Source organism: Rhodanobacteraceae bacterium, from assembly GCA_016713135.1.
In the GTDB taxonomy this organism is placed as follows: domain Bacteria; phylum Pseudomonadota; class Gammaproteobacteria; order Xanthomonadales; family SZUA-5; genus JADKFD01.
On record JADJPR010000001.1, the window covers coordinates 23,367 to 47,974 of the forward strand.

Annotated in this window: 15 protein-coding genes and 3 pseudogenes; 9 read left to right on the forward strand and 9 right to left on the reverse strand. The window is 71.5% G+C overall.

The annotated features are described in order from the left end of the window. Positions 1-30 precede the first annotated feature (30 nt). Positions 31-621 (forward strand): lysophospholipid acyltransferase family protein, encoded by a 591-nt coding sequence (locus IPK27_00080; GenBank protein ID MBK8066065.1) that lies wholly within the window; start codon positions 31-33, stop codon positions 619-621. Between the two features lie 40 nt (positions 622-661). On the opposite strand, the gene IPK27_00085 is transcribed toward IPK27_00080, so the two are convergent. Together IPK27_00085 and IPK27_00090 are read right to left on the reverse strand one after the other, a co-directional pair. Beyond that, a complete protein-coding gene (locus IPK27_00085) occupies positions 662-1,333 on the reverse strand; it encodes a GNAT family N-acetyltransferase (protein ID MBK8066066.1) in 672 nt (223 codons plus the stop codon). Positions 1,334-1,425: 92 nt separating this feature from the next. Continuing rightward, positions 1,426-2,070, reverse strand: coding sequence for an AhpC/TSA family protein (locus IPK27_00090; GenBank protein ID MBK8066067.1), 645 nt, complete (start codon positions 2,068-2,070; stop codon positions 1,426-1,428). A 246-nt stretch (positions 2,071-2,316) separates the two neighbouring features. Here IPK27_00090 and IPK27_00095 point away from each other — a divergent pair, with 246 nt between their 5' ends. Beyond that, a complete protein-coding gene (locus IPK27_00095; GenBank protein MBK8066068.1) occupies positions 2,317-3,747 on the forward strand; it encodes a DUF4331 family protein in 1,431 nt (476 codons plus the stop codon). Next, complete coding sequence (locus IPK27_00100) at positions 3,747-4,976, forward strand: tetratricopeptide repeat protein (protein MBK8066069.1); 1,230 nt, start codon at positions 3,747-3,749, stop codon at positions 4,974-4,976. The genes IPK27_00095 and IPK27_00100 overlap by 1 nt, the downstream gene beginning before the upstream one ends. Here the strand turns inward: IPK27_00100 and IPK27_00105 are convergent. The 3 genes from IPK27_00105 to IPK27_00115 form a co-directional block, all read right to left on the reverse strand. Further along, entirely contained in the window at positions 4,967-6,151 is a 1,185-nt protein-coding gene (locus tag IPK27_00105; protein ID MBK8066070.1) for a hypothetical protein, read from the reverse strand. The two genes, IPK27_00100 and IPK27_00105, sit on opposite strands and share 10 nt — an antisense overlap. Positions 6,152-6,269: 118 nt before the next feature. After that, positions 6,270-9,380 (reverse strand): serine/threonine protein kinase, encoded by a 3,111-nt coding sequence (locus IPK27_00110; protein ID MBK8066071.1) that lies wholly within the window; start codon positions 9,378-9,380, stop codon positions 6,270-6,272. Positions 9,381-9,388: 8 nt separating this feature from the next. After that, on the reverse strand, positions 9,389-10,282 hold the full coding sequence (locus IPK27_00115; GenBank protein ID MBK8066072.1) for an OmpA family protein: 894 nt from the start codon (positions 10,280-10,282) through the stop codon (positions 9,389-9,391). Positions 10,283-10,500: 218 nt separating this feature from the next. Between IPK27_00115 and IPK27_00120 the strand changes: the two are divergent. The 6 genes and pseudogenes from IPK27_00120 (at position 10,501) to IPK27_00145 (ending at position 16,154) form a co-directional block, all read left to right on the forward strand. Continuing rightward, positions 10,501-10,761: pseudogene (locus tag IPK27_00120) on the forward strand (delta-60 repeat domain-containing protein). A gap of 85 nt (positions 10,762-10,846) precedes the next feature. Beyond that, positions 10,847-10,906 (forward strand): annotated as a pseudogene (locus tag IPK27_00125) (hypothetical protein). Between the two features lie 36 nt (positions 10,907-10,942). Beyond that, the gene (locus IPK27_00130; GenBank protein ID MBK8066073.1) at positions 10,943-12,604 is read left to right on the forward strand and encodes a delta-60 repeat domain-containing protein; all 1,662 of its coding nucleotides are present in this window, start codon (positions 10,943-10,945) and stop codon (positions 12,602-12,604) included. Continuing rightward, the gene (locus IPK27_00135) at positions 12,601-12,795 is read left to right on the forward strand and encodes a hypothetical protein (protein ID MBK8066074.1); all 195 of its coding nucleotides are present in this window, start codon (positions 12,601-12,603) and stop codon (positions 12,793-12,795) included. The genes IPK27_00130 and IPK27_00135 overlap by 4 nt, the downstream gene beginning before the upstream one ends. Positions 12,796-13,186: 391 nt before the next feature. After that, positions 13,187-14,483, forward strand: a pseudogene (locus tag IPK27_00140) (sodium:proton antiporter). 3 nt (positions 14,484-14,486) lie between these two features. Continuing rightward, a complete protein-coding gene (locus IPK27_00145; protein MBK8066075.1) occupies positions 14,487-16,154 on the forward strand; it encodes a sigma 54-interacting transcriptional regulator in 1,668 nt (555 codons plus the stop codon). A gap of 211 nt (positions 16,155-16,365) precedes the next feature. Here IPK27_00145 and IPK27_00150 read toward each other — a convergent pair whose 3' ends face one another. From IPK27_00150 to IPK27_00165, 4 genes are all read right to left on the reverse strand, one after another. Continuing rightward, positions 16,366-17,949: an alpha-amylase gene (locus IPK27_00150; GenBank protein ID MBK8066076.1), complete on the reverse strand. Its 1,584-nt coding sequence runs from the start codon at positions 17,947-17,949 to the stop codon at positions 16,366-16,368. Positions 17,950-18,856: 907 nt separating this feature from the next. Beyond that, entirely contained in the window at positions 18,857-21,277 is a 2,421-nt protein-coding gene (locus IPK27_00155; GenBank protein MBK8066077.1) for a hypothetical protein, read from the reverse strand. Positions 21,278-21,445: 168 nt separating this feature from the next. Beyond that, complete coding sequence (locus tag IPK27_00160; protein MBK8066078.1) at positions 21,446-24,004, reverse strand: serine/threonine protein kinase; 2,559 nt, start codon at positions 24,002-24,004, stop codon at positions 21,446-21,448. Further along, on the reverse strand, positions 24,001-24,543 hold the full coding sequence (locus tag IPK27_00165) for an RNA polymerase subunit sigma-70 (protein ID MBK8066079.1): 543 nt from the start codon (positions 24,541-24,543) through the stop codon (positions 24,001-24,003). The genes IPK27_00160 and IPK27_00165 overlap by 4 nt, the downstream gene beginning before the upstream one ends. Positions 24,544-24,608: the final 65 nt, after the last annotated feature.

Sequence of the window (24,608 nt, forward strand, 5' to 3'; positions counted from 1 at the left end):
CAACGATTCCGCCGACTTCCCTGCCCCCGCATGCACCGGACGATTTTCCACACGCCCGTCGTGAACACCTTGCTGCGCTTGTTCTCGCTGGCCTTCCTGCGGATCACCGGCTGGAAAGTCGAGGGCGAGTTGCCGCACGGTACGACCAAGTGCGTGCTGATCGCGGCGCCGCACACCAGCAACTGGGACCTGCCGTACACGCTGATGGTGGCGTTCGCGCTCAGGCTGCACGTCTACTGGATGGGCAAGCACAGCCTGTTCAAATGGCCATTCGGCCCGGTCATGCGATGGCTGGGCGGCATCCCGGTGGACCGCGAGAAGTCCGGCAACCTGGTGGCGGCATCGGCCGCGGCGATCGAGGCGGCGGACGGCCCGCTGCAACTGGCGGTCCCGCCGGAGGGCACACGCGGCAAGACGCGCCACTGGAAGACCGGCTTCTACTACATCGCGCTGACCGCGCAGGTGCCGATCGTACTGGCCTACATGGACTACGCGCGCAAGGTCAGTGGCCTCGGACCGGTGTTCCAGCCCACCGGCGATGTCGCGGCGGACATGGCCGCCATCAAGCGTTTCTATGCGCCGATCAAGGGGCGCAACGCCTCTCAGTTCGCCGCGGATTGAGTCCCGTACCGCGCTCGATGACGCACTGCCACCGGCCTGGTCAGGACGCCGGCCGCACCAGCGACCAGAACGGGATGTCCACGCGCACGCGGTAGCCGAGCTGGTGATACAGCGCCTGGGCGCGCGGGTTCTCGTAGCTGACGTGGAGGAAGGGCAGCAGGCCGCGCGCGAGCGCGTCGTTGCCCAGCCAGGCGGTCAGCCGCCGCGCATGGCCGCGCCCGAGGTGCTCCGGGTGGGTGCAGATCGCGCTCATCTCCTGCGCGTGCTCGGTGCCGAGGCGCTCGCCGATCATCGCCGCGAGGCGCCCGTCCTGGCGGATGCCGAAGTAGCGCCCGAGTTCCATCGTCCGGCTGCGGAAATAGTGCGGGTAGACCAGCGCGGTCAACGCCAGCACATCGGCGCGATCCGCGTCACTCGCGAGCGGCAGGATCGGCGCGCCGTCGATTACCTCGATCGGTGCATCGCAGACCATCTGCGCCAGCGGACGGAAGGCCGTGAGTTGCCAGCCCTCCGGCACCGGCGGCAACACGCCGAGCAGGAACGCCTGTTCGCCCGGCGCGAGTGCGCCAGACATGTCCACGCCCGCGTGTTCAACGCCGAGGAAGGGCGCACATTCGGCCGGATAGCGCGCCCATCCCTCGCCGCGGATGGCGAGATGGCGATGGCGTGTTGCCAGCGCGCTCCAGAAGGGGTTGTCGAGTTCGGCGGTCATTGCAGGTCCGGGATTGCGGCTCACGGCGGATTGTGGTCCCGCCCCGGCATCGTCGCTGGCCGCTTTCGGACGCCGAAATCGGGGAAGACCGGCTATTTCAGCGGCTTGCCGGTTTCGCCCGCGGCGACCGCTTCCATTGCCGCCCGCACCATACGCAGGGGAACGCGCGTGCGGTAGTCGGGATTGACGTAGGCAAACTGGATCAGGCCCGCGGCGTCGATCACGAACACGCTCGGGACTGGCAGCGCATGGTGCGCCTGCCCGCTGGCCTGCTCCAGGTCGACGCCGAAGCCACGGTATTTCTCCAGCGTGGCGTCGTCGACCCGAAACGCGATGCCGAAGGCCTGCAGCGCCAGCGCGCGGCTGTCCGAGGCCAGGGTGAAGTCGATATCGCCCTCTTCCAGCGTCTTGCGCAGGATTTCGGCGCGGTCCGGACTGACCGCCAGCAACTGGAAATCCTGCGCGGCCAGGTCCGGTCCGAGCTTGCGCAACTCACTCAACTGCAGATTGCAGAATGGGCACCAGCCGCCGCGGTAGAACACCAGCACCGTGCGCCTGCCACCCAGCAATGCCGCCAGCGTGGTTGTCTCGCCCGACAGCTCGGTCAGTTCCACCGCCGGTACCGGCGACCCGACCAGGATCGGCCGCACCTCCTCGGCCGACTCGGCGATCTGGGCGCGGACCTGGGGCACCCATGCAATGGCGCACAACAGGATAAAGACAGTCCAACGACGCATTTCGGGCTCCCGCTACTGGTGAAACGCAGCAGACCGCCGACGGCGGGTGACGCTTTCGCCGGCCAACGCCGGCCGTGGTTGCATCCAGGTCGGTGACCGGATGCGCGTATCCGTGAAGGCTGCGAGCCCGGATCCGCTCAGATTCTTTTTTCTTTTTGCGCGAACTGCATCCAATTGTCATTGCGAGCCCATACTGTTGCAGGCACGCCATCCCGGCGTGCCCTGACGTCTTCATGGAGCTTGCCCATGCGCCCCTCCCTGTTGCCCCTCCTGCTGGTTGCCGGCGGCGCTTTCGCCGCGGATCACCGCGATGCGCCGATCGCCACCGCCGATCCGGCCGCCGACATCAACGACATCTACGCCTTCACCAATCCGAACGATCCCAATGAGATCGTGCTGGTGAACACCGTGGTTCCTTTCGCCGACTACAACTCGCGCTTCTCGGATGCCGTCGAGTACCGCTTCCATATCGACAACGGTGCCAGCGAAGCGGTCCTCAGTTGCCGCTTCCTCGATCGCAGCAATCGCGTCAGCTGCTCCGGTCCGAATGGCCTCTCCGCCAGCGGCGGTATCGAGCGCACCGTGGCCGGCAGCGGCATGCGGGTCTGGGCCGGCCTGCGCGACGATCCCTTCTTCTTCGACGGGCCAGCGTTCCAGCGCACTCGGACCACGCTGACCCCATCGTTCACCAATCCCGGGGTGAATTCCTTCAGCGGCAATACGCTTGCACTGGTGGTCGCGGTGGACCGTTCGCGTCTGAACAACAATGGGGCCAACCCGGTCTGGAGAGTCTGGGGCGCGACAGTGCGCACGGGCGAGATCGGCATCAGTGCCGGCATGTCCGGCTTCTGGTACGACGCCGCCAAGCCCGGCCACGGTGCCCACATCGAGGTGCTTGCGCCAGTCGCCGCCGGCGAACCGGACCGTGTCGCGGTCGCCTGGTATGCCTACAACGCGGCCGGCCAGCAGCGCTGGATCGTGGGCGCCGGCACCATCGCCAATGACACGGCGACGATTCCGGTGGCGGTGTACACCGAAGGCGGGATGTTCCCGCCCGCGTTCGATCCCGCGCAGGTGCGCCAGATTCCCTTCGGGTCGCTCAGTTTCCGCTTCACCGGCTGCAACTCGACGGTCGTGACCTGGGCCGGCGCGCCGGCTGAATTCGGCACGCCCAGCGGCGAATTGACGATGACCCGGCTGACCCAGATCAAGGACCAGCCGTGCAGCTTCAACACCGCCGGCCAAGTGGACCGCATGGGCCGCCCCGGAATCAACACGGTGCTGATCAATGTGCTGCCGAACACCGGAACGGCGCTCAAGGATGCCTACAACCGGGCCGCCGACCGCAGCAGCTGGGCGAGCCTGTTCCAGGCCGAGATGCAGGCCAACCTGGCGGCGCTCGACACCCTCGACGGCACCAGCGGCAATGCCTTGCTGCCGGCGGCCACCCTGGCCGGCGTCCTGGTCGACGATCGCCTGGTCATCGATACCTCCAGGGCTCAGTGCGATGCCTACCTCGCGGTTGAACTGGGCGCGGCCGGCTGCGGTGGCCGCACGCTCGCGCGCGACGTGATCGACGATTCGCTCGGCGCCATCGTCGGTCCCGGTGTGCGCGACAACGTGGCCAACGACAGCGTGTTCCTCGCGGACTTCCCGTTCCTCGGGACTCCGCTGTGATGGCGGCGCGCGCGGCCATCCGGGCGCGGGCGCGGCGATTGCTCGGCGGCGTCCTGGCGGTCCTGCTGGGCGCCTGTGCGAGCGTACCGCCCGAGGCACCGGCGCCCCCCAGGGCGCCGGTGCGGTACCCGGCATCGGTGGACGCGCGCGCAACCACCTCCAGCGACATCTATCTCGGCAACCTCGATTCGCGGATCGCCAGCCTGCGCGGACGGACGGATGCCCCGGGCGCGCATGCGCTGCTGGCTGCAGCGCTGCACGCGCGCTTCCGCATCGTCGGCCGGATTGCCGACGCCGAGGCCGCACTGGCCGAAGCGCGCCAGGCGGTGCTGGTCGCGCCCGACCACGCCGACGCGCACCGCGTCCTCGCCGCCACGCTGATGAGCTTCCATCTGTTCGAGGATGCCGCGAAGGCGCTGGATGCGGCCGAGTCCTTGGGTGCGGAGGTGGCCGGCCTGCGCCGCGACTTGTGGATGGCGCTCGGACGCTACGACCTGCTGCAGCCGGATTTCGCGGCATCGAACCTGCCGGTCGGGGACTTCCAGGAACTGGCGCACCGCGCAGACCTGCGGCTGATGCTGGGCGATCCTGCGGGCGCGTTCCGCTGGTACCGCGCGGCCCAGGACCTGTACCCGGATGTCGACCCTTATCCGCTCGCCTGGCTGCATACGCAGCAGGGGATCGCGCTGCTGCGGCATGGCGATTGCGCCAGCGCGCGGGTCTTTTTCGAAACTGCGCTGCAGCGCCTGCCGCAGTACTACCTGGCGGCCGAGCATCTCGCCGAGTGCGAGGCCACGCTCGGTCAGCTGGCGCCCGCGCGCCAGCGCTACCACGCAGTCATCGAACAGACCGGTAATCCCGAATTCCTGGCGGCACTGGCGGACGTCGAAACCGCCGCCGGCGCAACGGCGGCGGCAGCGGTCGCCACCGAGAAAGCACGCGCGGGCTTTGCCGACCTGCTGGCGCGGCATCCGGCGGCCTATGCCCAGCACGCGGCCGAGTTCTACCTCGACCGCGGCGAATCCGGGCGCGCGCTGGCGCTTGCGCAGGAGAATGCGCGCCTGCGCGTCGACATCGGCAGCCTGATCCTGCTCGCGCGCAGCGCTGCGGCGGCTGGAGAAGACGAGATCGCCTGTGCCAGCGCGCAGCGGGCGCGGGCGACTGGCCTGCAACCGCCCGAGCTTGCGGAGATCGTCCCGATCGAAGCCGCCTGCAAGGATCAGAAATAGCGCCGCAGCATCGCCTGCCAGCGTTGCCCGCCCTGGTCGACCGCGAAGCCGGCGTCGCGGTTACCCGGCCTGCGGATGTCGGCGGACTGCCACTCGACGCCCAGCCGCCAGCGCTCGAACTCGCGCTGCGCCGCCAGCGTCAGGGCGCGACCATCCTGCAGGTTGAGATCGCGCGCGAGGCCGTCGCGATCAGCCACGTGGAAAGCCTCGAGGCGGCCGCTCAGGGTCCAAGGGCCACGTTGCTGGCTGAGCATGAGATAGGCGGCGTCGAAGCGGATGTCCACATGCGGGCCGGGCGGGAAGCCCATCAGACTGTCGCCGCGCTGGACTTCCGCGAGGAAGGTCCAGGCATCGGCGAACTGCCAGTCGACGCCGATCAGCGCCATCCGCGTTGCCCATGCGTACTCGTCGCCGGAGTGCAGGTCCTGGTCGCCGCGGTTGTCGGTGACATAGGCCGACAACCGCAGCCCCGTGCCAGTGTCGTAACGGGCGCGCAAGGACCAGCCGGGCCGGCCGTCGAGATCCGGCCCGAAGGGCTGGGTGCCATCGCTGCGCTGCATCGAGAACGCGCCGTCCGCGGCGAATGCGGGCAGCCGCGGCAAGGGCAGCGATTCCCCGAACACGCTCAGGCGATGATGCGTCGCGTAGCCGCGCCAGGCGAGCGCAGCGGGGCCGGTGTCATTGCCGATGTAGACCGCCGCCGCCAGGTCGAAGGCGGCGCCGTCGTCGCGCGGCCAGCGCCGGGTCCACTCCGCACCGATCGGCCGGAACTCTTCGCCGATCCAGGCGTTCAGCGCCGACAGGCTCAAGCTGTAGGGACTCTGCCAGAAGGCCTCGATGTTCTCCCGGCTGGTGCCCGCAAAGGCCTGGCCGATGCGCAGCCGCCAGCCGTCCTCGGCGAGCGAACCCAGGTCCAGGTAGGCCTCGAGCAGACCGAGTTCGCGACCGGCTTCGCCGTTGTCGCGGGCCAACCCGGACGCGTGCACGGCCCAGCCCGACTCGGCGCGATGATCGAAACCGAAGCGCAATTCCGCGTTAGCGCCGTCGGCGCGACCGGCGGTGCTGAGGCCGCCATCCGTCCAGTGGCGCTCGCCACTGCCGCCAGCGACGCCGACTTCCAGCTGCCCGCTCCATTCCACCGCCGACAAATTCAGGGGGCAGGCGAGGACGGCCATCAAGGCGGCATGGGCGGGGCGGCGGAGAGCCGCATGGATGGATCGGCACATCCGCGCACAATAGCCCGCGCATGTTGAAGTTCAAGTGGAAGCAGCGGCCGCGGACCGACGCTGCCCCTCAGCGGGCCTTCCGCAGGCGCAGCACATAGGGTTGCCAGGCGCGAAACCACATCGGCCCGAGGGCCTCGCAGCGTTGGAAGCGTTCGAGCGCAAGGCGCGTGGCGGCGTCCGGATCGGCGTGTCGACGGCGCTCGAAGGCGATGCGACCACCCTCGCACCAGAGGATGTTGTCGCCCTGGCCGCGTTCGCCGGCCACCGCCTCTGCGAACATCGACTCGGCGCGGTCGAGGATCGCCGCGCGCGTCGGATCGCCGGCGGGCAGGCGCTCGGCGCGCGCGCCGGACCACTGCAGCAGCATGCGCACGCTGTCGTAGCGACGATGCGGGTCGGCGAGGCCGCGTTCCAGCTCGGCGAGCGCCGCGGCGAGCGCGGCTTCGACCGCCGCGTCATCCGGCGATTCGTCGGCCAGCGCGAGCGCGTACTCGGTGAGCGCCCAGCCGAGGAAATGCTCGGACAGCTCGACGTCGGCGGCGCGCGCGGCGTCCACCAGCGCCGGCAGCGGCGCCAGCTGGTCGAGGCGCTTCTCGCCGGCCTCGCGCAGGCGCTCGCCGGCCTGCGCGCGGAAGGCAATCTCGTAGTCGTAGCCATCGACGCGCGCCGGCGCCACCGCGCGCAGGCGCTCGAACAGCGGCCACGCGCGCTCGAGCAGCGGCAGCGTGGCGCGACGGCCGCCGGGTTCGGTGTAGCCGGACTCGAAGGTCCACAGGTCGCCGAGATTGGCCGCCTGGTCGAACAACAGGTCGGGATCGTCCGGCTGCGCGGCCAGCGCCGGTTCCAGGCTGGCGAGCGCGGCCTGCGCCAGGCTGCGCGCCTGCGCCGGGTCCTCGTCGCGCAGCGCGTAGAAGTGGAACATCAGCGTCAGCGCCAGGGCGCGCCGCGCCGGCAGCGAGTCGGCGCGCAAGACGAGCGCCTGCTCGAGCACCGCGCGCGCCGCGCGATAGTCGTCGAGCAGCGCCGGGCCCTCGGCATCGGCCTGCAACTGGCGATGGTTCTGCAGCAGGCGCCCGCGATCGCGCAGCGCCTCGCCCAGTGCGATCCGCAGCGCGAGCGCGCCGGGCGCCGCCGCGCGCGCCGACTCGAGCACGCCGATCGCGCGGTCCAGGCGCGCCTTGCGCCCGGCGTAGTCGTCCGGCAGCAGCGCGGCGTCGCGCTGCAGCGCGTTCGCCAGCAGCAGCGGCGCCTCGCTGCCGGGCACGGCTTGCGCGCGCTCGGCGGCGGCGATCGCCTGCGCCAGATGCTCGCGCGCGCGCGCCGGCTGGTTGGCCTGCTGCGCGGCCCGCGCCAGCGCCAGCCAGGCCGCGGCGAAGGTCTGCGCGGCAAGTGCGCCGTCGCCGTCGACCCGCGTCAGGCTGGCGCAGGCGGGATCGATCTCGGCCGCCTGCCCCGGATCGGTGCTCGCCTGCGCGCCGAGCAGCGACTGCCGGCGCGCGGCGACCTCGCAGGCGCGCGCCAGCGCATGCGGGTCGCTGCGCACGATCTCCAGCGCTGCGCGGTAGTGCGCAGCCGCCGCCTCCAGTTGCTGCAGCGCGACGGCACGCTCGCCGCGCTCGGCCGCGGCCAGCGCGCGCGCGCTGGCGAGATCGCCGGCGAGCAGCGCCGGGCGCTCGTCGCTGGGGTCCTCCACGCGGATGTCGGCGAGCGCCGCGTCGGCGTCCTCGAAGCGCCGCTCGGCGAGCGCCAGCTCCGCTTGCAGCAGCGCCGGCGGCGCCGGCAGTGGCGCCAGCGCCTGCAGCGCCGGCTGCAGGTGGCGCGCCTGCAACTCCTGCAGCGCGGCCGCGCGCGGGCCGGGTGGGAGGTCGGCGATGCCCGCCGCCGCCTGCGCGTACAGCGCCAGTTCGATGCGCGCGTAGAGTTCGCGGTGGCTCGGCGCCGGCTCGCCCTCGAGCAGCGCGGCGGCCGGCGCGCGCGCCCGCTGGGCGTCGCCGAGTTCGAACCAGGCCTGCGCCAGCGCCCGCTCCAGCTCGATGCGCGTCGCGCCGCTCGCGCCTGCCTGGCGCGCGGCAAGCGCCTCGATGTCGGCCAGCAGCGGGGCGCGTTCGCGTTCGATCGGGTGCGCCGGCGCCAGCCGTGCGGCGCGCATGCCGGCGCGCACGCGCTCGACCAGGGCGGCGCGCTCGGCCGCGGCGGCAGCCTGCACGCCGGCATCGATGCGGCTCCAGATGGCGGCGCCGGTGGCCAGCAGCAAGGCCAGCGAGAGTGCACCGACCGCCGCCCAGAAACGCGGATGGCGCGTCAGCATGCGCCGCAACTGGTACAGCGGACCCGGCGTCGGCGCGCGCACGCGTGCGCCGCGCAGGTAGCGTTGCAGGTCGTCGGCGAATGCGTCCGCGCTTGGGTAACGACGCGCCGGATCGCGCTCCAGCGCCTTCAGGCAGATGCGCGCGAGCGGCTCCGGCAGCGTCGGGCGATGCACGCGCGGCGAGGCGACGTCCTCGTCGAGCACCCGCGCGAGCACCTCGGCGAGGCTGCCGTGGCCATGCGGCGGGCGCCCGGTCAGCGCGTCGTAGAGCGTGGCGCCGAGGCCCCAGACGTCGGCGCGCGCGTCCACCTGCGCGCTCTCGCCGCGCGCCTGTTCGGGCGCCATGTAGGCGGGCGTGCCGAGCACTTCGTGGGTGCCGGTCAGCGTGCTGGCGTCGCTGGCATGGGCGATGCCGAAGTCCATCACGACCGCGCGCGGCTGGCTGCCGCCGGCGTCGAGCACCATCAGGTTGGCGGGCTTGAGGTCGCGATGCACCAGGCCGGCAACGTGCGCGGCGGCGACCCCGCGCGCGGCCTGCTGCAGCAGCTCGACGATGGTGTCGACGGTGAGATCGCGCGCGCAACGATCGAGGGTGGTGCCGTCCAGCACCGGCATCACGATCCAGGCGCCGTCGTCCTCCTCCTGCCATTCGAGGATCGGGCACACATGCGGGTGCGACAGCCGCGCCAGCAGTTCCGCCTCGCGCCGCAGGCGCGCGCGCAGGCGCGGATCGGCGACCGCCACGGTCTTGATCGCCACCTCGCCGCCGCGTGCCGCATCGTGCACCCGATAGACCGCGCCCATGCCGCCGCTGCCGAGCAGCGACAGCGTGCCGTAGCGCGCGATCAGCCGCTGTTCGACCTGCGCCACGTCGCTGGCTACTGCAGCACGATCTCGACCCGCCGATTACGCGCGCGGCCGTCTGCGCTGGCATTCCCGGCGGCCGGCGCCAGCGGGCCGACGCCGTGCGCCGACAGTCGCGCCGCGGCCACGCCAAAGCGCTGCACCAGCGCGGCAAGCACGCTCGCGGCGCGCTCCGCCGACAGCTTCTGGTTGTGCGCGAAGCCGCCCTGGCTGTCGCTGTGGCCGACCACGTAGAGCGTCAGCGCAGGACGCTCCGCGAGCAGTTTCGCGACCTGCTCCAGCGCCGGGTCCGAGGCCGCCTGCAGGCGCGCGCTGTCGGTGTCGAAATAGATGCCGTCGACGACCACGCGGCCGTCGCGGTCGAGCGCGCTGGCAAGCGCCGCGGCGTCCGCCACCACCAGGCCCTGCTGCATCGCCTGCACTTCGACGACGTGCAGGTGGTGCACGCTGGGGTTGATCGCGAGCGCGACGTAAGCCTGGCGGCCCTCGTGTTCGAGCCTGCCGGTGAAATAGCGGACATCGGCCACCGCGCCGACGTTCATGCCGTTGATCGCGTTCCACGACGGGATCTTGCGCCAGCCGACGCCGCTGCTGGCGCAGGCGTCGCGGCCGACGCACTCGTAATCGACGCGCATCCCGGCGCGCTCCAGCGCCTGTTTGTAGTTGGCGGCGATCTCCAGGGTCGAGCGCCCGGCCGGGTTGCGGTAGGTGAGCCGCGTGACCCTGCCGGCCAGCGCTTCGGTCTGGCTGGCGTCCTCGCGCATGCCGACGATGCGCTGGTACTCGGCGTACTCCAGTACCTCGCGCTTGCTCTGGGTGGAGCCCGGGTAGGCGCTGACCAGCGGGTGGTCCTGGGCGCCGGCCGCGACGGCGACCAGCAGGGCGAGCAGGGGCGGCAGACGGCGCATCGACGGATCTCCGTGGTCGCGAGGGTGCAACCATAGCGCGCAAGCCCGCCGCATGCCTGCCGGGTTGCGTCGCGCGACTGCGAAAGCGCCGTCTCAGGATCGCGACGGCGATCGCAACCGCGGCATACAAGGTATTGATAGTACGCGCCTTTTGATCGTGGGTCCGGTTGGCACGCGGCTTGCGGAACAGCGCCATCGCCGCCACCCGAGCCGCATCGATGCCCACTTCTGCCGCAACTCCCGCACCGTTCCCGTGCCATCCGGTCGTGCTCGCCCTGTTGCTGCTGCTGGCCTGCGCCCGGCTCCCAGCCTGGCCCCTGGACGCGGGCTTCCGTCCGCAGCCGGACGACAGCGTGCTGACCGTCCTGCAACAGGCCGACGGCCGCATCCTCGCCGGCGGAAACTTCGGCATGGTCGCCGGCGAAGCGCACAACCGCCTGGTGCGCGTGCACGTCGACGGCAGCCTGGACGCCAGCTTCGCTGCGGCCGCCGATGGCGCCGTGGTGGCGAGCGCGCAGCAGGTCGACGGCCGGCTGCTGATCGCCGGCCTGTTCGCCAGCGTCAACGGCCAGCCGCGCGCACCTCGCGCGCCTGCTGGCAGACGGCAGTCTCGATCCGGGCTTCGCGCCGCAGGTCAACGGCGCGGTCGCGGCGCTGCTGGTGCTCGGCGACGGCCGCATCCTGATCGGCGGCAGCTTCACCCAGGTCAACGCCACGGCGCGCCAGCGGCTGGCGCGCCTCAACCCCGACGGCAGCCTCGACAGCAGTTTCTCGGCGAACGCCAGCGCGAGCGTGCGCACGCTCGCGCTGCAGCACGACGGCGCGGTGCTGGTCGGCGGCAGCTTCACCACGCTCGCCGGCAGCCCGCGCCAGCGCCTCGCGCGCCTGCTGCCGGGTGGCGCGCTCGATCCCGGCTTCAATCCCGGCGCCGATGGCGATGTCGACGTGCTGGTGCAGGCGGGCGACGGCCGCATCTACGCCAGTGGATTGTTCGCCACGGTCGGCGGCCAGCCGCGCGCGCGCATCGCCGCGCTGGCCGCCGATGGCAGCGTGCTGCCGGGTTTCGCCGCCAGCCTCGACCTGCCGGCGGCGGCGCTGCTGCCGCAGGACGATCTCGGCGTGCTCGCGGCGGGGGCCTTCGCCAGCGTCAACGGCCAGCCGCGGCGTGGCCTGGTGCGGCTGCGTGCCGACGGCAGCGTTGATCCGGCGATGAGCAGCGAACTGGACGACGACGGCTGGGCGCTGGCGCGCCAGCAGGACGGCCGCGTGCTGGTCGGCGGCGCCTTCGATCATGTGGGCGGGGCGACCGTTCCGGCGCTGGCGCGGCTGCACCGCGATGGCCGGCCCGATGTGTCTACGCTGTTCGGTTTCGACATCGCGCCGATGGCCTTCGTCGAGCAGGCCGACGGCGCGCTGCTGGTGGCCGGCGAGTTCGCCAGCGCCGACGGCCAGCCGCGCAGCCGCCTGGCGCGCCTGCGCGCCGACGGCCAGCTCGATCCGGGCTACGCACCGGTCGTCACCGGCTTCTACGTGCGCGCGCTCGCCGTGCTCGGCGACGGCAGCGCGCTGCTCGGCGGCGACTTCACCGCGGTCGCTGGCCAGAGCCGGCGGAATCTCGCACGGTTGCGGGCGGACGGCAGCGTCGATCCGGGCTTCCTGCCCGCCGCGCTCGACGCCGAGGTGCGCGCCGTGCTGCCGCTCGATGATGGTTCGGTGCTGATCGGGGGCAACTTCAGTTCGGTCGAAGGCCTGCCGCAGCAGGGCCTTGCGCGCCTGCACGCCGACGGCAGCCACGACGCCGCTTTCACCACCGCCACCGACGCGCGCGTGATCGCGCTCGCCGCGCAGGCGGATGGCGGCGTGGTGTTCGGCGGTGCCTTCCTGCAGGCGGGCGGCCTGCCGCGCAGCCGGCTGGCACGCCTGCGCGCGGACGCCAGCCTCGATCCGGCCTTCGACCCGGCCGCCGACGGCGTGGTGCACGCGCTGGCGCTGCAGGCCGACGGGCGCATCCTCGTCGGCGGGCACTTCCAGACCATCGATGGCCTGGCGCGCCCCGGTTTCGCCCGCCTGCGGGCGGACGGCAGTGTCGATCCCGGCTTCGCGCCGGCCGTCGGCGGGACGGTGCAGGCGATCGCGGTGCAGGCGGATGGCGGGATCCTGATCGGCGGCCAGTTCCTCGAGATCGATGGCCAGCCGCGCAGCCGGATCGCGCGCCTGCGGGCGGACGGCAGCCTCGATCCCGCTTTGCCGCGCCGGAACTGGTGCAGGCGCCGGTCCTGCAGGTGGAGCACGCCGGCGTTGCGGTCGAGCAGTTGCCGATGACCCGCATCGCCGGTGGCTGGACCCGCACCGGTATTGGCGCGGCCGCGCCGGGAACCCTGCTCGGCCTGCGCGTGCGCGGCGTGGCGACCGTCGCGAGCTCGGTCGGTGGCGGCAGCGGCCGGATCGAGGCGCTGCTGCTGCGGCCGGGCGAGAACGCGGGGCCGCAGGTATTCGCGAATGGCTTCGAGTAGTTGCGCCTGACAACCGGGCGCGACGCGTGCGCCGCTCACTGACTTCCGCATGGCGCTGCACCTGTCGAGCGACGCCGCGACCGAGGTCAAGAGCGCCGACGATGCGCTCGCCTCTGCGCCCGCTCGATCGCGCCCGGGCAGGCGCGCAGCCCGGGGGACGATGCGAGGGCAGCCACGACCAGCAGCCAGCAGCACGCGGCTTGCAGGCGGCAGGTCCCGGTGTGACTCATGGGCGGAGTTGGCGCATCGGGGTAGGCGGCGAACCGGGCAAGGCAGCTCACATGATCGCACCTGACGACAACGGCTGGCCGTTGCTTGGCGCGCGGTTGTTTGCAGGCCGGGCCAGGGTCGTCCTCGCCGTCCGGCAAGGCGCGGGCGCGCGGTCGGACGAATGCCGGGGGCGATCGACGTCGTTCTGACCTTGCGATCGGGCCAGGCCATTCCGGGGCGCCGCCATCTCTTCGACCTCGCCGCGATCGTCATCAGCGCCGCCGCGCTGTTCGCATGGATCAATCACCGCTGGCTGAAGTTGCCGACCACGCTCGGCGTGATGCGCCTTGGCCTGGTGCTGTCGCTCGCGCTCGCGCTGATGCGGCGCGCCGGGCTCGATTTCGCCAGCGATGTCGAAACTATGCTGCACCAGATCGATTTCGACGAAGCCCTGCTGCACGGCATGCTGAGCTTCCTGCTGTTCGCCGGTGCGCTGCACGTCGACCTCGAACGACTGCGCGAACAGCGCTGGGTGGTGGCCACTTTGGCCAGCGTCGGGGTGCTGATTTCCACCGCGGTGCTCGGGCTTGGCGCCTGGTGTGTGTTCACCGTGATGGGCATCCCGCTGCCGCTGGTGTGGTGCCTGCTGTTCGGCGCGCTGATCGCGCCCACCGATCCGATCGCGGTGATGGCAACCCTCAAGCGCCTGGGTGCGCCGAAGGCGCTGGAGATCAAGATCGCCGGCGAATCGCTGTTCAACGACGGCATCGGCGTCGTCGTGTTCATCGTGCTGCTCGGCATCGCCAACGGCAGCGCGCCGGCCAGCATCGAGGGCATCGGCAAACTGTTCCTGTTCGAAGCGGTCGGCGGCGCCGTTTTCGGGCTGGTGCTCGGTTGGATCGGTTTCCACCTGCTGAAGCGGGTCGACAAGTACGATGTGGAGGTGCTGCTGACGCTGGCGATCGTCATGGGCGGCTATGCGCTGGCCTTCCCGCCTGCACGCCTCGGCACCGATCGCGATCGTCGTCGCCGGCCTCTACATCGGCAATCACGGACGCGCGCTGGCGATGTCGCAGCAGACGCGCGAGCGCCTCGACGACTTCTGGGAACTGATCGACGAGATCCTCAACGCGGTGCTGTTCCTGCTGATCGGCGTCGAAGTGCTGGTGCTGACCTTCCATGGACAGTACCTGGTCGCCGGCCTGGTCCTGATCCCGGTGGCGCTGCTCGCGCGTTGGGTCAGCGTTGGGCTGCCGATCGCCGCCTTCCGCATGCGCCACACCTTCCCCGAACGCACCGTGCGCATCCTGACCTGGGGCGGATTGCGCGGCGGCATCTCGGTGGCGCTCGCGCTATCGCTGCCGCCGGGGCCGATCCGCGAACAACTGCTGATGGCAACCTACGCGATCGTGCTGTTCTCGCTGCTGGTGCAGGGCAGCACGATCGGCCGGCTGTTGCCGAAGTCCGCGACGCACTGATCGATGCGCTTTGAACTGCTGATCGGCAACGACTCGGCGCGCACCCGCTGTCTGCTGGATGGCACGCGCGAGTACACGCTGGGCAGTGGCGCCGATTGCGAGCCCTGCATCGCCCTGGCGACAGTCTCGCGCCGCCACGCGACCTTGCGCCTGGAACCCGCGCCGGCGATCCGCGATCTCGGCGCGCGCAATGGTGTCGAGATCGACGGCGTGCGCATCGCGCCGGGCGACTGGGTGCGACTGCCGGAAGGGTGCGAGTTGCGCCTCGGCCACGTCCCGCTGCGCCTGCGGGCGCTCGCCGAGGGCGACGCCGAGGTCGCGCTGGCGCTGCCGCAGGCGGACGCGCCCGCGACTTCGCCGCTGCCGGCCGTGACCCTGGCGGCGGGCGCCAGCGATCGCTTCACGCGCAAGTCGCTGGCGCCGCTGCTGCGGCTCGCCGCCGCCGGCGCCGCTCGCGTCGAGTTGGCGCGTGCGCTCGGCGAAGCGTGGATGCGCTTGCTGCCGCTGCGCGCGCTGGCGATCGCCGATTCAGCCGATGCCTGCCTGTTCCTCGCGCGCACCGACGCCGGCACGCCCATCGAACTCGAACACGAGGACCTGCGCGTACAGGCCGAGCTGGCGCCGGGCCAGGATCCGGCCGGGTTTTCCCATCTCGCCGAGCTCGCGCATGCGCTGCTCGCGCTGGCGCGCCCGGCGCGACGCGCGCCGCCCGCCGAGGCGGAGATCGAATGGCCCACGCCGCAACCGCTGGATCCGCGCGTGCGCAAGCTGCACCGGCAGGCCGCACGGGTCGCCCGCAGTGGCATCCACGTGCTGGTGCGCGGCGAATCCGGCACCGGCAAGGAACTGCTCGCGCGCTTCCTGCACGCGCACAGCGGCCAGCCGGAGACGCCCTTCGTCGCCGTCAATTGCGCGGCCTTCCCGGAGGACCTGCTGGAGGCCGAGTTGTTCGGCGTCGAGAAGGGCGTCGCCACCGGCGTCGACGCACGCGCCGGCCTGTTCGAGCGCGCCGACGGCGGCACCCTGTTCCTCGATGAGATCGGCGACATGGCGCCGGCCACCCAGGCGCGCATCTTGCGCGTGCTGCAGGAGCGTGAAGTCTGGCGCCTTGGCGCCCGTAGCGCGCGGCCGGCGCGCGTGCGCGTGGTCTCCGCGACTCACCGCGATCTCGCCGCGATGCGCGCCAGCGGCGCTTTCCGCGACGACCTCTGGCACCGCATCGCCGACTGGGAAGTCGAACTGCCGCCCTTGCGCGAACGGGTCGCCGACATCGGCAACCTTGCGCTGCACTCCTCGCCCGCGCCGCCGCGGCGCGCGGCCCTGCGCGTGCGCGGCATCAGCCAACGCGCGCTCGACGCGCTGCTCGCGTGGCGCTGGCCCGGCAACATCCGCGAGCTGGAACGCGAGATGCAGCGCGCGGTCGCCTTTCTCGACCACGATGCGGCACTCACCGCCGAGGAACTGCGCCCGGAGATCCGCGGCGCCGCCACGGCCGGGGAAGACCTGGCCAGCCAGCTCGCCCGCGAGGAACGTCGCCTGATCGAAGCGGCGATGGCCCGATCCGGCGACGATGTCGACGCTGCCGCCGCGCGCCTCGGGATCTCGCGGGCGACGCTGTATCGAAGGCTCGCGACCTGGGGCGCTGAGGGCGGGGAGCGCCAGCAGGGCTGAGAGGCTGCGAGATTTCAGCTTCTCACGCGGCCAAGGACGGGTCGCCCCTGCCGGTGCGCTCTTCGCATCGCGCTGGAGGGAGCGAGGCCACGAGGGCAGTTGCAGGCTGACGCTGGCATGGCTGCGACCGCTGGCGCGAAGGCTCGATTTGGCGTCAACCGGGCACACACGGCTTGGGCACCGGAGCCGCGCTACGCAGCTCGGAGCTGCGCTACGGTGTGTTCGCCTGCGCCGCCAGCAGCAACACCGGCCGTCGGCCGCTCACCTCGACCCGTTGATCGCGCACGGTATAGACCTCGTCGTTGTAATGATCGCGCAGGACCTGGCCGTCCTCGAAGACGCCCGCGACCGGTACCACATTGTTCTTGCGCCTGAGGTCCAGGGCCACCAGCGCCGGCGCGGCGCCGTGGAGCGTGCGCGAGAAGACCAGCGGCCTGGCTTGCAGTTCCTGATGCACGCCGGCGCCCACGGCCGGAAAACGCTGGCGGAACTGTCCGAGCTTGCGCCAATGGGCGAGTATCTCGGCTTGCTCCTCGACCGCCAACCAGTCCATCGACGAGCGCAGGGTCGCATCGCCCTTGGTGCCGGGGACCACCAGACTGCGTGAGAGTTCGTCGCCGTAGTAGATCTGCGCCGCCCCGGGCGCCAGCATCAGCTTGATCGCGGCATTGAAGGCATCCTTGCGCGCAGGGTCCAGCGGACCCATGTCGTCGTGCGAGCTGATGTAATTGACCACGCCCTTGCCGGCGAATCGGCCCTGCAACTCCTGGTGGTACTGCGCGAACAGCGCCCCGGCAGGCTGCGCCGCATGGGTGGCAAAACCCATGTTGATCAGGGCGTCGAAGCCCAGCTCGTAGAAGTCGACCTGACGGTCGCCGTAGTCGTAGGCCAGGCCCTCCTCGGCAGCGTTCTGGAATCCGGCGACGCCGTAGTTGAAGACCTCCCCGAACATGTAGAAGGGGCGATCGGGCCTGATACGATCGGGATTGCGAGCACGCCACTGCGCCAGGGCAAACTCGGCCTCGCGTTTGAGCACCGCCCAGATTTCGGGGTCGACGTGCTTGGCGGTATCGATGCGAAAGCCGTCGATGCCATGATCGCGCACCCAGTCGGTCAACCACTTGACCAGATAGTACTTTGGCGCCCGCGGCAGTTTCGTGCGCTCGAAGAAGGTATCCAGCTCAGCCAGTTCCTGTTCCAGCCGGCCTTCGGAGCGCCACTTTTCGACCAGGAAGTCGGGCAGTTCGACCGGCTCTTCGGATTCGGTGCGGATGTCCTGCAGGGTGAAACTCAGCTCGCAGGTGGCCGTCGTGGCAAAGCTGGTGTAGGTGCACGCCGGACCCGGACGCACCCAGTCGGCGGGCCACTTCGGGTCGATCTTAGTCGGCGCGCCGGCGTGGTTGAGAATCACATCCTTCAGCACCCGCAGGCCCTTGCCGTGGGCTGCGCCGATCATTTTGGCCATCAGCGCCTCGTCGCCCAGATTGGGATCGACCGCGGTCCAGTCCTTCGGCCAGTAGCTGTGATAGGCGTAGGTCTTGCCCCATTCGTTCTCGCCGACGTGGCCATGGACGTTTTCGATCAGCGGCGTGGTCCAGATCGCATCCACACCCAGGGCGTTGAAATAACCCGATTCGATCTTGTCGATCACACCCTGGATATCGCCGCCGGCGAAACTCCGGAGGGTGTCGGCATCGGGCATGCGTCCCACCGATTGGTCATTGCCCGAATCGCCATTGGCAAAGCGATCGGTCATCAGGAAGTAGATCGTGGCATTGCGCCAGAAAGGATCCAAGGCGGCAGCCCTGTCACCCGCGTTCGAATCCAAGGCAGCCACAAGCAGCAGCCCGGTACAGACCGATCGCATCCACGATATCGACATGCAAAGCCCCAAGCGATCGGAAAGCAGGCAGTGTCCCGAGCCAAGGCGGCCCTGTCGAGTGACTGCAATCGTTTGCAGCGCCGGCGCGGCACTTGCGGCGGGTCAGCACGCGGCCGCCGGCGCGGTCGGCCGTCACGCCACACCAAGACACCGCGTGCTCCGGAGCCGCGCGACGCAGGCCGGGTCCTCGCGTCCGCCATCCTTCAACGGGCCACAAACCCGCGACGCGAGGCGCCCGGCGCTTTTCCTGACAGGGGTCGGGAAGGGCATCGCCGCTGCGCCCTTCGAACCGAGAGTGCGGTCCTGATTCGTACCAATCCTCATCGCGGGAGCGCCCCAAGAGCAACCGCGTTTGGACAAGGTCCAAACCCACGCACAGCAAGCTCGCGGCATCTGTGGGTTCGGACCTTGTCCGAACGCTCTTCGCATCGCGGCTCCAGTCGGTGGTTTCCTCATCGGGATTGGCTCGGGCTTCAGTCAGGGTGAAAAGCCCGGTAGCAGCGAAGTGGGCATTCGTCCTGCGCTGGCGATCGGCGAGACGGCGGCCTGCTCCCGGGCCCTTGGCTTGTTTGCCCAGGAAGGCGCCAGCAAATCGCTGGACAGCAAGGGAATCGGTGCCCGCAACAGCTGCGTCGGGTTGCCGCCGACATTGCCCGGCAGGGATCGCGGGCGAAGCTGCCGTCATACGAGAACTCGTGCGCGCCGCGATCGGCCGTGCCGCCGACGCGCCCGGCACGCTGGTCGTGGTCGGGTGTCGGTACCAGCACGATCGGCACCTGGGTAGGGGTTGTTGTCGGCCCCGGATCTACCGCGGTCCGGCTCAGTCGCAGGAGAGCATGGCGCCACCGGATTCGGTGAAGGTCAGGCCGGCGGCAGGTTCGCGCTTGCGGTAGGTGCAACTGCGCTCGGTCAGTTGCGTGGAATTGCGCCCGGCGCCCCATTCGACCTGGCCCTCGCAGGCCTCTGCGGGGAGGCGCACCGTTTCGATGCGCGTGGCGCCCGGGGTCAGCCGTGTCGCGGGATCGAACCAGCCGCCGGGCGGCGTGCTGCGGTCGTAGATGTGGATGTTCTGGGCGGCGGCGTTGCGCAGCCTGACCTCGACATCGACCGCGGCGTTGACCGGCACCGGCTGGCGCGTCAGCTCGGTGCTGCCACCGGCGCTGTCGCTCACCCGCAGGCTCAGCGTGCGCGGGCTTCCGGCACTCGCCGGTGCCCAGGCATGCACGAGTTGCAGGCTGCGGTTGCTGGTGCGCGTGCTGTAGGGACTGCTGCCGTCGCCGAAGTCGAGCAGCACGTCGAAGGGCGCGGTGCCGTTGGCAATCGCGATGCTGATCGCATGATCGATGCAGGTGGACGGCGCAGACGGCGAATCGAGGGTCGCGGCGAGCGGCTGGCTGGCGACGATCGGGATCAGCACTTCGGTGCGGAAGCCACGTCGTTCGCCATCGAAGACGGTTGCGCGCGCCTGCTGGACGCCAACCTGGAGCGGGTCGAAATCGCATCTGCCGGTCTGCACCGCGGCGGAGCCTTCGGGTTCCTCATCCTCGTCGCCCCGGACACACCAGAGGTCCATCGAGAAGGGCGGCACGCCGCCGGACGCGGTCAGCACCAGGTCCACGTATCTCGCATTCGGCGCCAGGCTGGCGGGGTTGGCCTGGATCGCCAGGCGCGGGCCGTCTGGACAGATGCGCGCGATGCGCCGTTCGGCGGTTCCGTAGGCCGGGTGGCTGACGCTCAAGGCGAAGAACTGGTCGGGCGCGCTCGGGGTACCGATCAGCGTGCAGTAAGCACGCTGGCAGCCAAGGCCGAGGCTCGTCGGAAAGCTCCATTGATAGTCATCGCCGGAGTACTCCTCGCCGTCCACGCGCACGCCAAAGGCATTCGGCAGCCCCTGCAGCAGGCAGTCCGGACCGAGGATGGTCATCGCGCAGCGGCCCGGTGCGTAGCTGAACACGTGCCGGGTCGTGGCGACGCGCCCGTCGGCATCTTCCACGCGCAGTTCCAGGCTGGCGCTGCCGGTCACGGTCAGGTAGCACGGTGGGAGCAGTGAGGTGCTGCTGGCATCGATGCTGCTCAGGTGTTCGCCGTCCCAGAGGTAGGTGTACGGAGCGCGCCCGCCGATCACGACCGCGTCGAAGCGGTTGTCGCGGCCCACGAGAGCGCTGGGGTGGGCCGGCAGGATGGCGACATCGAACAGGTCCGCCAACTGCGCCGACGCGGTCAGCGTGGCGAAGGCGCTGCGTCCGCTCGATGGATGCAGCACCTCGAGCTGGATGCCGACCAGGCCTTCGGCGCCCATCGGCTGGACCGTCACCGTGTTGCTGGTCGATTGCACGACGCGATCGCCGTAGACCACGGTCCACTCGTACTGCAGCCCGTCCAGGTTGGCGAGGTCGGTGTCGAAGCGCGCGCTGTAGGGCACGCTGGCGCCGGCGGGAATGATCGCCGGCCCCTGGATGTGCGCGAACAGGTAGCTCGGGTTCAAGTCGGTCAGCAGCGTGGCGGGCACGTCCCGCTGCCAGCCGCCGAGAGCGCCCGGCAGCAGCACGTCGATGCTCAACCGACCGTCCACGAGGCCCAGGGTGCCCGCCGGCTCCACGGCCGGAGCGCCGCCGTAGGGGGCGTTGGCGCCGAAGCTGAAGAAGGCGTTCATTGGAATCGTCGGCGCGCCCGCCTTGTCGGCCCCGCTGGCGGCGAGCGGCCCGGTGCCGAGCGCCCAGCGCGGAAAGCCGCTGCCATCGTAGAAATAGAGCACCGCTGCGGCGGTGCTGCCCTGCACCTCGAAGCTCAGGCCCCAGCCGGTCTGCGTGGCGTGGTGGTAGATCCCGGTCAGGTTGGACGCGGGCACGCTGGCAGCGTAGCGCAGGCGTTCGAAGGGCTCGCTGCCGGTGTTCCCGTCCAGGTTCCAGGAGAACTCGGCGCGGTCGTCCTCGTGCACGCGCAGGCCGATCGTGCCGACCTGGGTCAGCGCCGCGGCGCTGCCGTTCCAGCGCGCCGACAACAGCGATGCGCTCCAGGTCGTTCCCGAGTAGGGCGCGCTCGCGATGTACCAGGTCGGCCGTCCCGACGAATCGTAGGTGTACCAGATGCCGATCAGGGTACTGCCGGCGAACTGGAAGTCGACTCCGTGGCCGCTGCGCTTGGGGTTGTACCAGAGCCCCGGCTCGGGGCGCAGCGTCGCCGCGGCGGCGCTGGCCGCGGTGGCGAGGCCGAGCAGCAAGCCGAGGATGCGCAGGTACATGGACGATCTCCTTCGCCTGGACGATCGCAGGGACGAGATCGGGCGCCGCGGCGGATCACGGACGTACGCGCGAGCGGCGGTGACGGCGTCGGCAGGCCCCGGGCGTGTCCGGGCAGCGTCGGCCCGAGGCCCGGGCACGCGCGCAGCCGGTCCGATGCATGCGTGCTGCTACGGGCGCGCCAGCGCGCGCCGTCCTTGGCGTCCCAGGCTCCCCGGATGGCGCGCCAGTTGTGTCGCCAGGCGCTGCACGTCGGCGCGCGCGGCGACCTCGCCGGCCTGGACACGTGCCTGCGCGAGCGCGAGCTCGGCCTCCAGCCGCAGCCAGTCGTCGGCCTCCAGCGTGGACCGGATCGCGGCGGCTTCCGCGAGCAGCGCCTGCGCTTGCGCGTCCGCGCCTTCCTCCAGCCGCAGGCGCCCGAGCGCGACCAGGGTCCACGCGAGGTGCGGATGGCCGGCCGGCAAGGCCTGGCGGCGCGCCGCCAGCGCGGACTCGAGCAAGCCGCGCGCTTCCTCGCGCAGACCCGCTTCGAGCAAGGCCTGGCCGAGGTTGTGGTCGGCCTGCGCGCGCAACGCGTGGCCGGCCGGCAGTTGCGCGTGCAGGCTCTCGCGAGCACCGCGAAAGCCCGCGATCGCCGCTTCGAGCTCGCCGCGGTCCTGTTGCAGCAACGCCAGGTTGTTGCGCGCCTGCGCGACCTGCGGGTGGGATTCTCCGAGCGCCGCGACGCGGATGCGCAGCGCCTCGTCGAGCAGTTCGCCGGCGCGCTCGAGCTCGCCCGCACCCTGCAGCAGCACGCCGAGGTTGGCGAGCGTCTGCGCGAGGTCGCGGTGGGTGGTCGGCAGCAACTGGCGGCGCTGCGCGAGGGCCTCTTCCAGCCATGCGCGGGCGGCGTCGGTGCGGCCGAGTTGCAACTGCGCGAGGCCGAGGTTGTTGAGGCTGGTGGCGAGTTCGGGCGATTGCCCGCCCGGACCCGCCGCGGCGCGTTGCAAGGCCACCGCTTCCTCGAGTCGGCCGGTCGCCGTGGCGAAATCGCCGAGCGCGAAATCGACCGCCGCGAGGTCGTTCAGGCGCTCGGCCACGCGCGCCGGGTCCGCCGGGAGCAGCGCGCGGCTGCCGGCGAGTGCGGTTTCGAGGTCGGCGCGCGCGACCGCGGGCTCGCCGCGCAGGATCGCCAGCCGCGCGCGCTTGGCGAGGGTGTCGAGGGAGTCCGCGGAGCCGGCGCCGGCGAGCGCGCGGTAGATCCCCAGCGCCTCGTCGAAGGCGGCGGTCGCCGCGTCGAGTCGCCCGGCCAGGCGTGCGTTCTCGCCGGCCTGCACCAGCGTCGCCGCCAGTTCCTTCGACGCCCTTGGCATTGCGCGGTAGTGGGCGAGCGCAGCCTCGACCAGCGGCGCCGCGGCGGCGTGCGCGCCGAGCGCCTGCCAGGTGCGCGCCAGCACGCGCTGCAACTGCGCGCGGGTCTCGGGGTCGAGCGCGCGCGCGGCGAGGCGCGCCTGCGCCGGCGCGAGCAGTTCGGCGAGCGTGGTCTCGCGCCCCTGGGCGCGCGAGGGATCGGCCGCCGAATACAGGTCGACCAGCATCGCGGTGACCGCGGCGGCGCGGTCGCGCTCCGCCGCCAGCCGGCGCGATTGCGCCGCGATCTGCAGCGTCAGCGCCAGCCACGAGGCGAGCACCGCGGCAGCGGTCGCACAGGCCCACGGATGGCGCCGCAGGAACAGCGCGACGCGCCGACGCGCGGACACGGCCTGCGCCGCCAGTGGCCGATGCGCCAGCCAGCGTTCGAGGTCTTCGGCAAAGGCCGCGACCGACGCGTGGCGCTGCGCGGGATCGGCCGCCAGCGCCTGCGCGGTGATGCGCGCAAGGTCGCCCAGGCGGCGCGCCAGCGGCAGCGGGGCGCCCTCCGCGGCGCGCGCGCCGCCGCAGGCGTGGTGCAGCAACAGGCCGAGCGCGTGCACATCGGTGGCGGCGGTCACCGGCGCCTGCGCGCGTTGCTCCGGCGCCGACCACGCCGGCGTGGCGGCGGCCGGCGCCGCATCGGTCGTGTCCAGCCAGCGCGCGATGCCGAAGTCGATCAGGCGCGGCTGGCCCTGCGCGTCGACCAGCAGGTTGCCGGGCTTGATGTCGCCGTGCGCCACCAGCCGCGCATGCGCGTGCGCCACCGCCGCGCAGACCGCCAGCAGCAGGCGCACGCGCCCTGCCAGCGGCAGCTCCGCGATCGCCTGCTGCCAGCCGCGCCCCTCGACGTACTCCTCGACCAGCCAGGGTTGGCCCTCGGCGTCGATGCCGGCGTCCAGCAGGCGCGCGATGCCGGGGTGGTCCAGGCTGGCGAGGATGCGGCGCTCGGCCGCCAGCCGCGGCGCGGTCCATTCGGCCGCGATCCCGGGCGCCAGCAGCTTGATCGCGACCTTGCGCTCGAACTGGCCGTCGCAGCGCTCGCCCAGCCAGACCTCGCCCATGCCGCCGCTTCCGAGCCGCCGCAGCACCCGGTAGGCACCGTAGACGCGGCCGACCAGTTGCCGGCGCGCCAGTTCCGCTTCGGCGTCGTGCACCGCGCGCGCGCCGAAGGCATCGAAATGGGCCGCGGCGGGCGCATCCGCGGCGATCAGGGCGCGCGCCTGCGCAAGCAGCTCCGGAGCCTGGTCCAGCGCCGCTGCCAGCAGCGCGTCGCGTCGCTGCGCCGGCGCCTCCCAGGCCGCCTCGACGGCCGCCCGCAGGCGCGCGTAGTCGCTCACCGGGGCGTGCCCGCCAGTTGCTGGTACAGCCAGGTGCGCGCGAAGGCGTAGTCGCGCTTGACGGTCGCGCTGCCGCAGCCGAGCGCAAGTGCGGTGTCGTCCACATCGAGTCCGCCGAAGACACGGCAGACGACCACATCGTGTGCGCGCGGGTCGAGCGTGGAGAGCATCACCAGCGCCTGGTCGACCGCGAGCAGTTCCTCCGCCGGCATCTGCGCGACGTCCACGTCGGCCAGCTCCACCTGGACCGCGTCGCCGCCGTGGCGCACGCTCTGCGCGCGGCGCGCGCGGTCGACCAGCAGGCAGCGCATCGCGCGCGCGGCGAGGTGGAAGAACTGGGCGCGCGTGACCCAGTCTACGCTGCGCTGGCGCGCGAGGCGCTCGTAGGCCTCGTGGACGATGCTGGTGGTGCTCGCCTCGCCGCCGCCAGCGCGGCGCCGCTGGCGCGCCGCCAGCGCGCGCAGCTGCGCATAGACGCGCTGCGCCAGCGCCGGATCGCCGCCGCCGAGCTCGTCGAGGAAGCGGTTCAGGTCGTCCATGCGTGCATTTCAGCACAAGCGACACACCGACGATACCGACGGCGCAAGGATTGACGTGACATCCC

Coding starts and splice junctions, on each gene's coding strand:
- IPK27_00080 (MBK8066065.1), top strand. CDS start 31: ATGCACCGGACGATTTTCCACACGCCCGTCGTGAACACCTTGCTGCGC.
- IPK27_00085 (MBK8066066.1), bottom strand. CDS start 1,333: ATGACCGCCGAACTCGACAACCCCTTCTGGAGCGCGCTGGCAACACGC.
- IPK27_00090 (MBK8066067.1), bottom strand. CDS start 2,070: ATGCGTCGTTGGACTGTCTTTATCCTGTTGTGCGCCATTGCATGGGTG.
- IPK27_00095 (MBK8066068.1), top strand. CDS start 2,317: ATGCGCCCCTCCCTGTTGCCCCTCCTGCTGGTTGCCGGCGGCGCTTTC.
- IPK27_00100 (MBK8066069.1), top strand. CDS start 3,747: ATGGCGGCGCGCGCGGCCATCCGGGCGCGGGCGCGGCGATTGCTCGGC.
- IPK27_00105 (MBK8066070.1), bottom strand. CDS start 6,151: ATGGCCGTCCTCGCCTGCCCCCTGAATTTGTCGGCGGTGGAATGGAGC.
- IPK27_00115 (MBK8066072.1), bottom strand. CDS start 10,282: ATGCGCCGTCTGCCGCCCCTGCTCGCCCTGCTGGTCGCCGTCGCGGCC.
- IPK27_00135 (MBK8066074.1), top strand. CDS start 12,601: ATGACCCGCATCGCCGGTGGCTGGACCCGCACCGGTATTGGCGCGGCC.
- IPK27_00145 (MBK8066075.1), top strand. CDS start 14,487: ATGCGCTTTGAACTGCTGATCGGCAACGACTCGGCGCGCACCCGCTGT.
- IPK27_00155 (MBK8066077.1), bottom strand. CDS start 21,277: ATGTACCTGCGCATCCTCGGCTTGCTGCTCGGCCTCGCCACCGCGGCC.
- IPK27_00165 (MBK8066079.1), bottom strand. CDS start 24,543: ATGGACGACCTGAACCGCTTCCTCGACGAGCTCGGCGGCGGCGATCCG.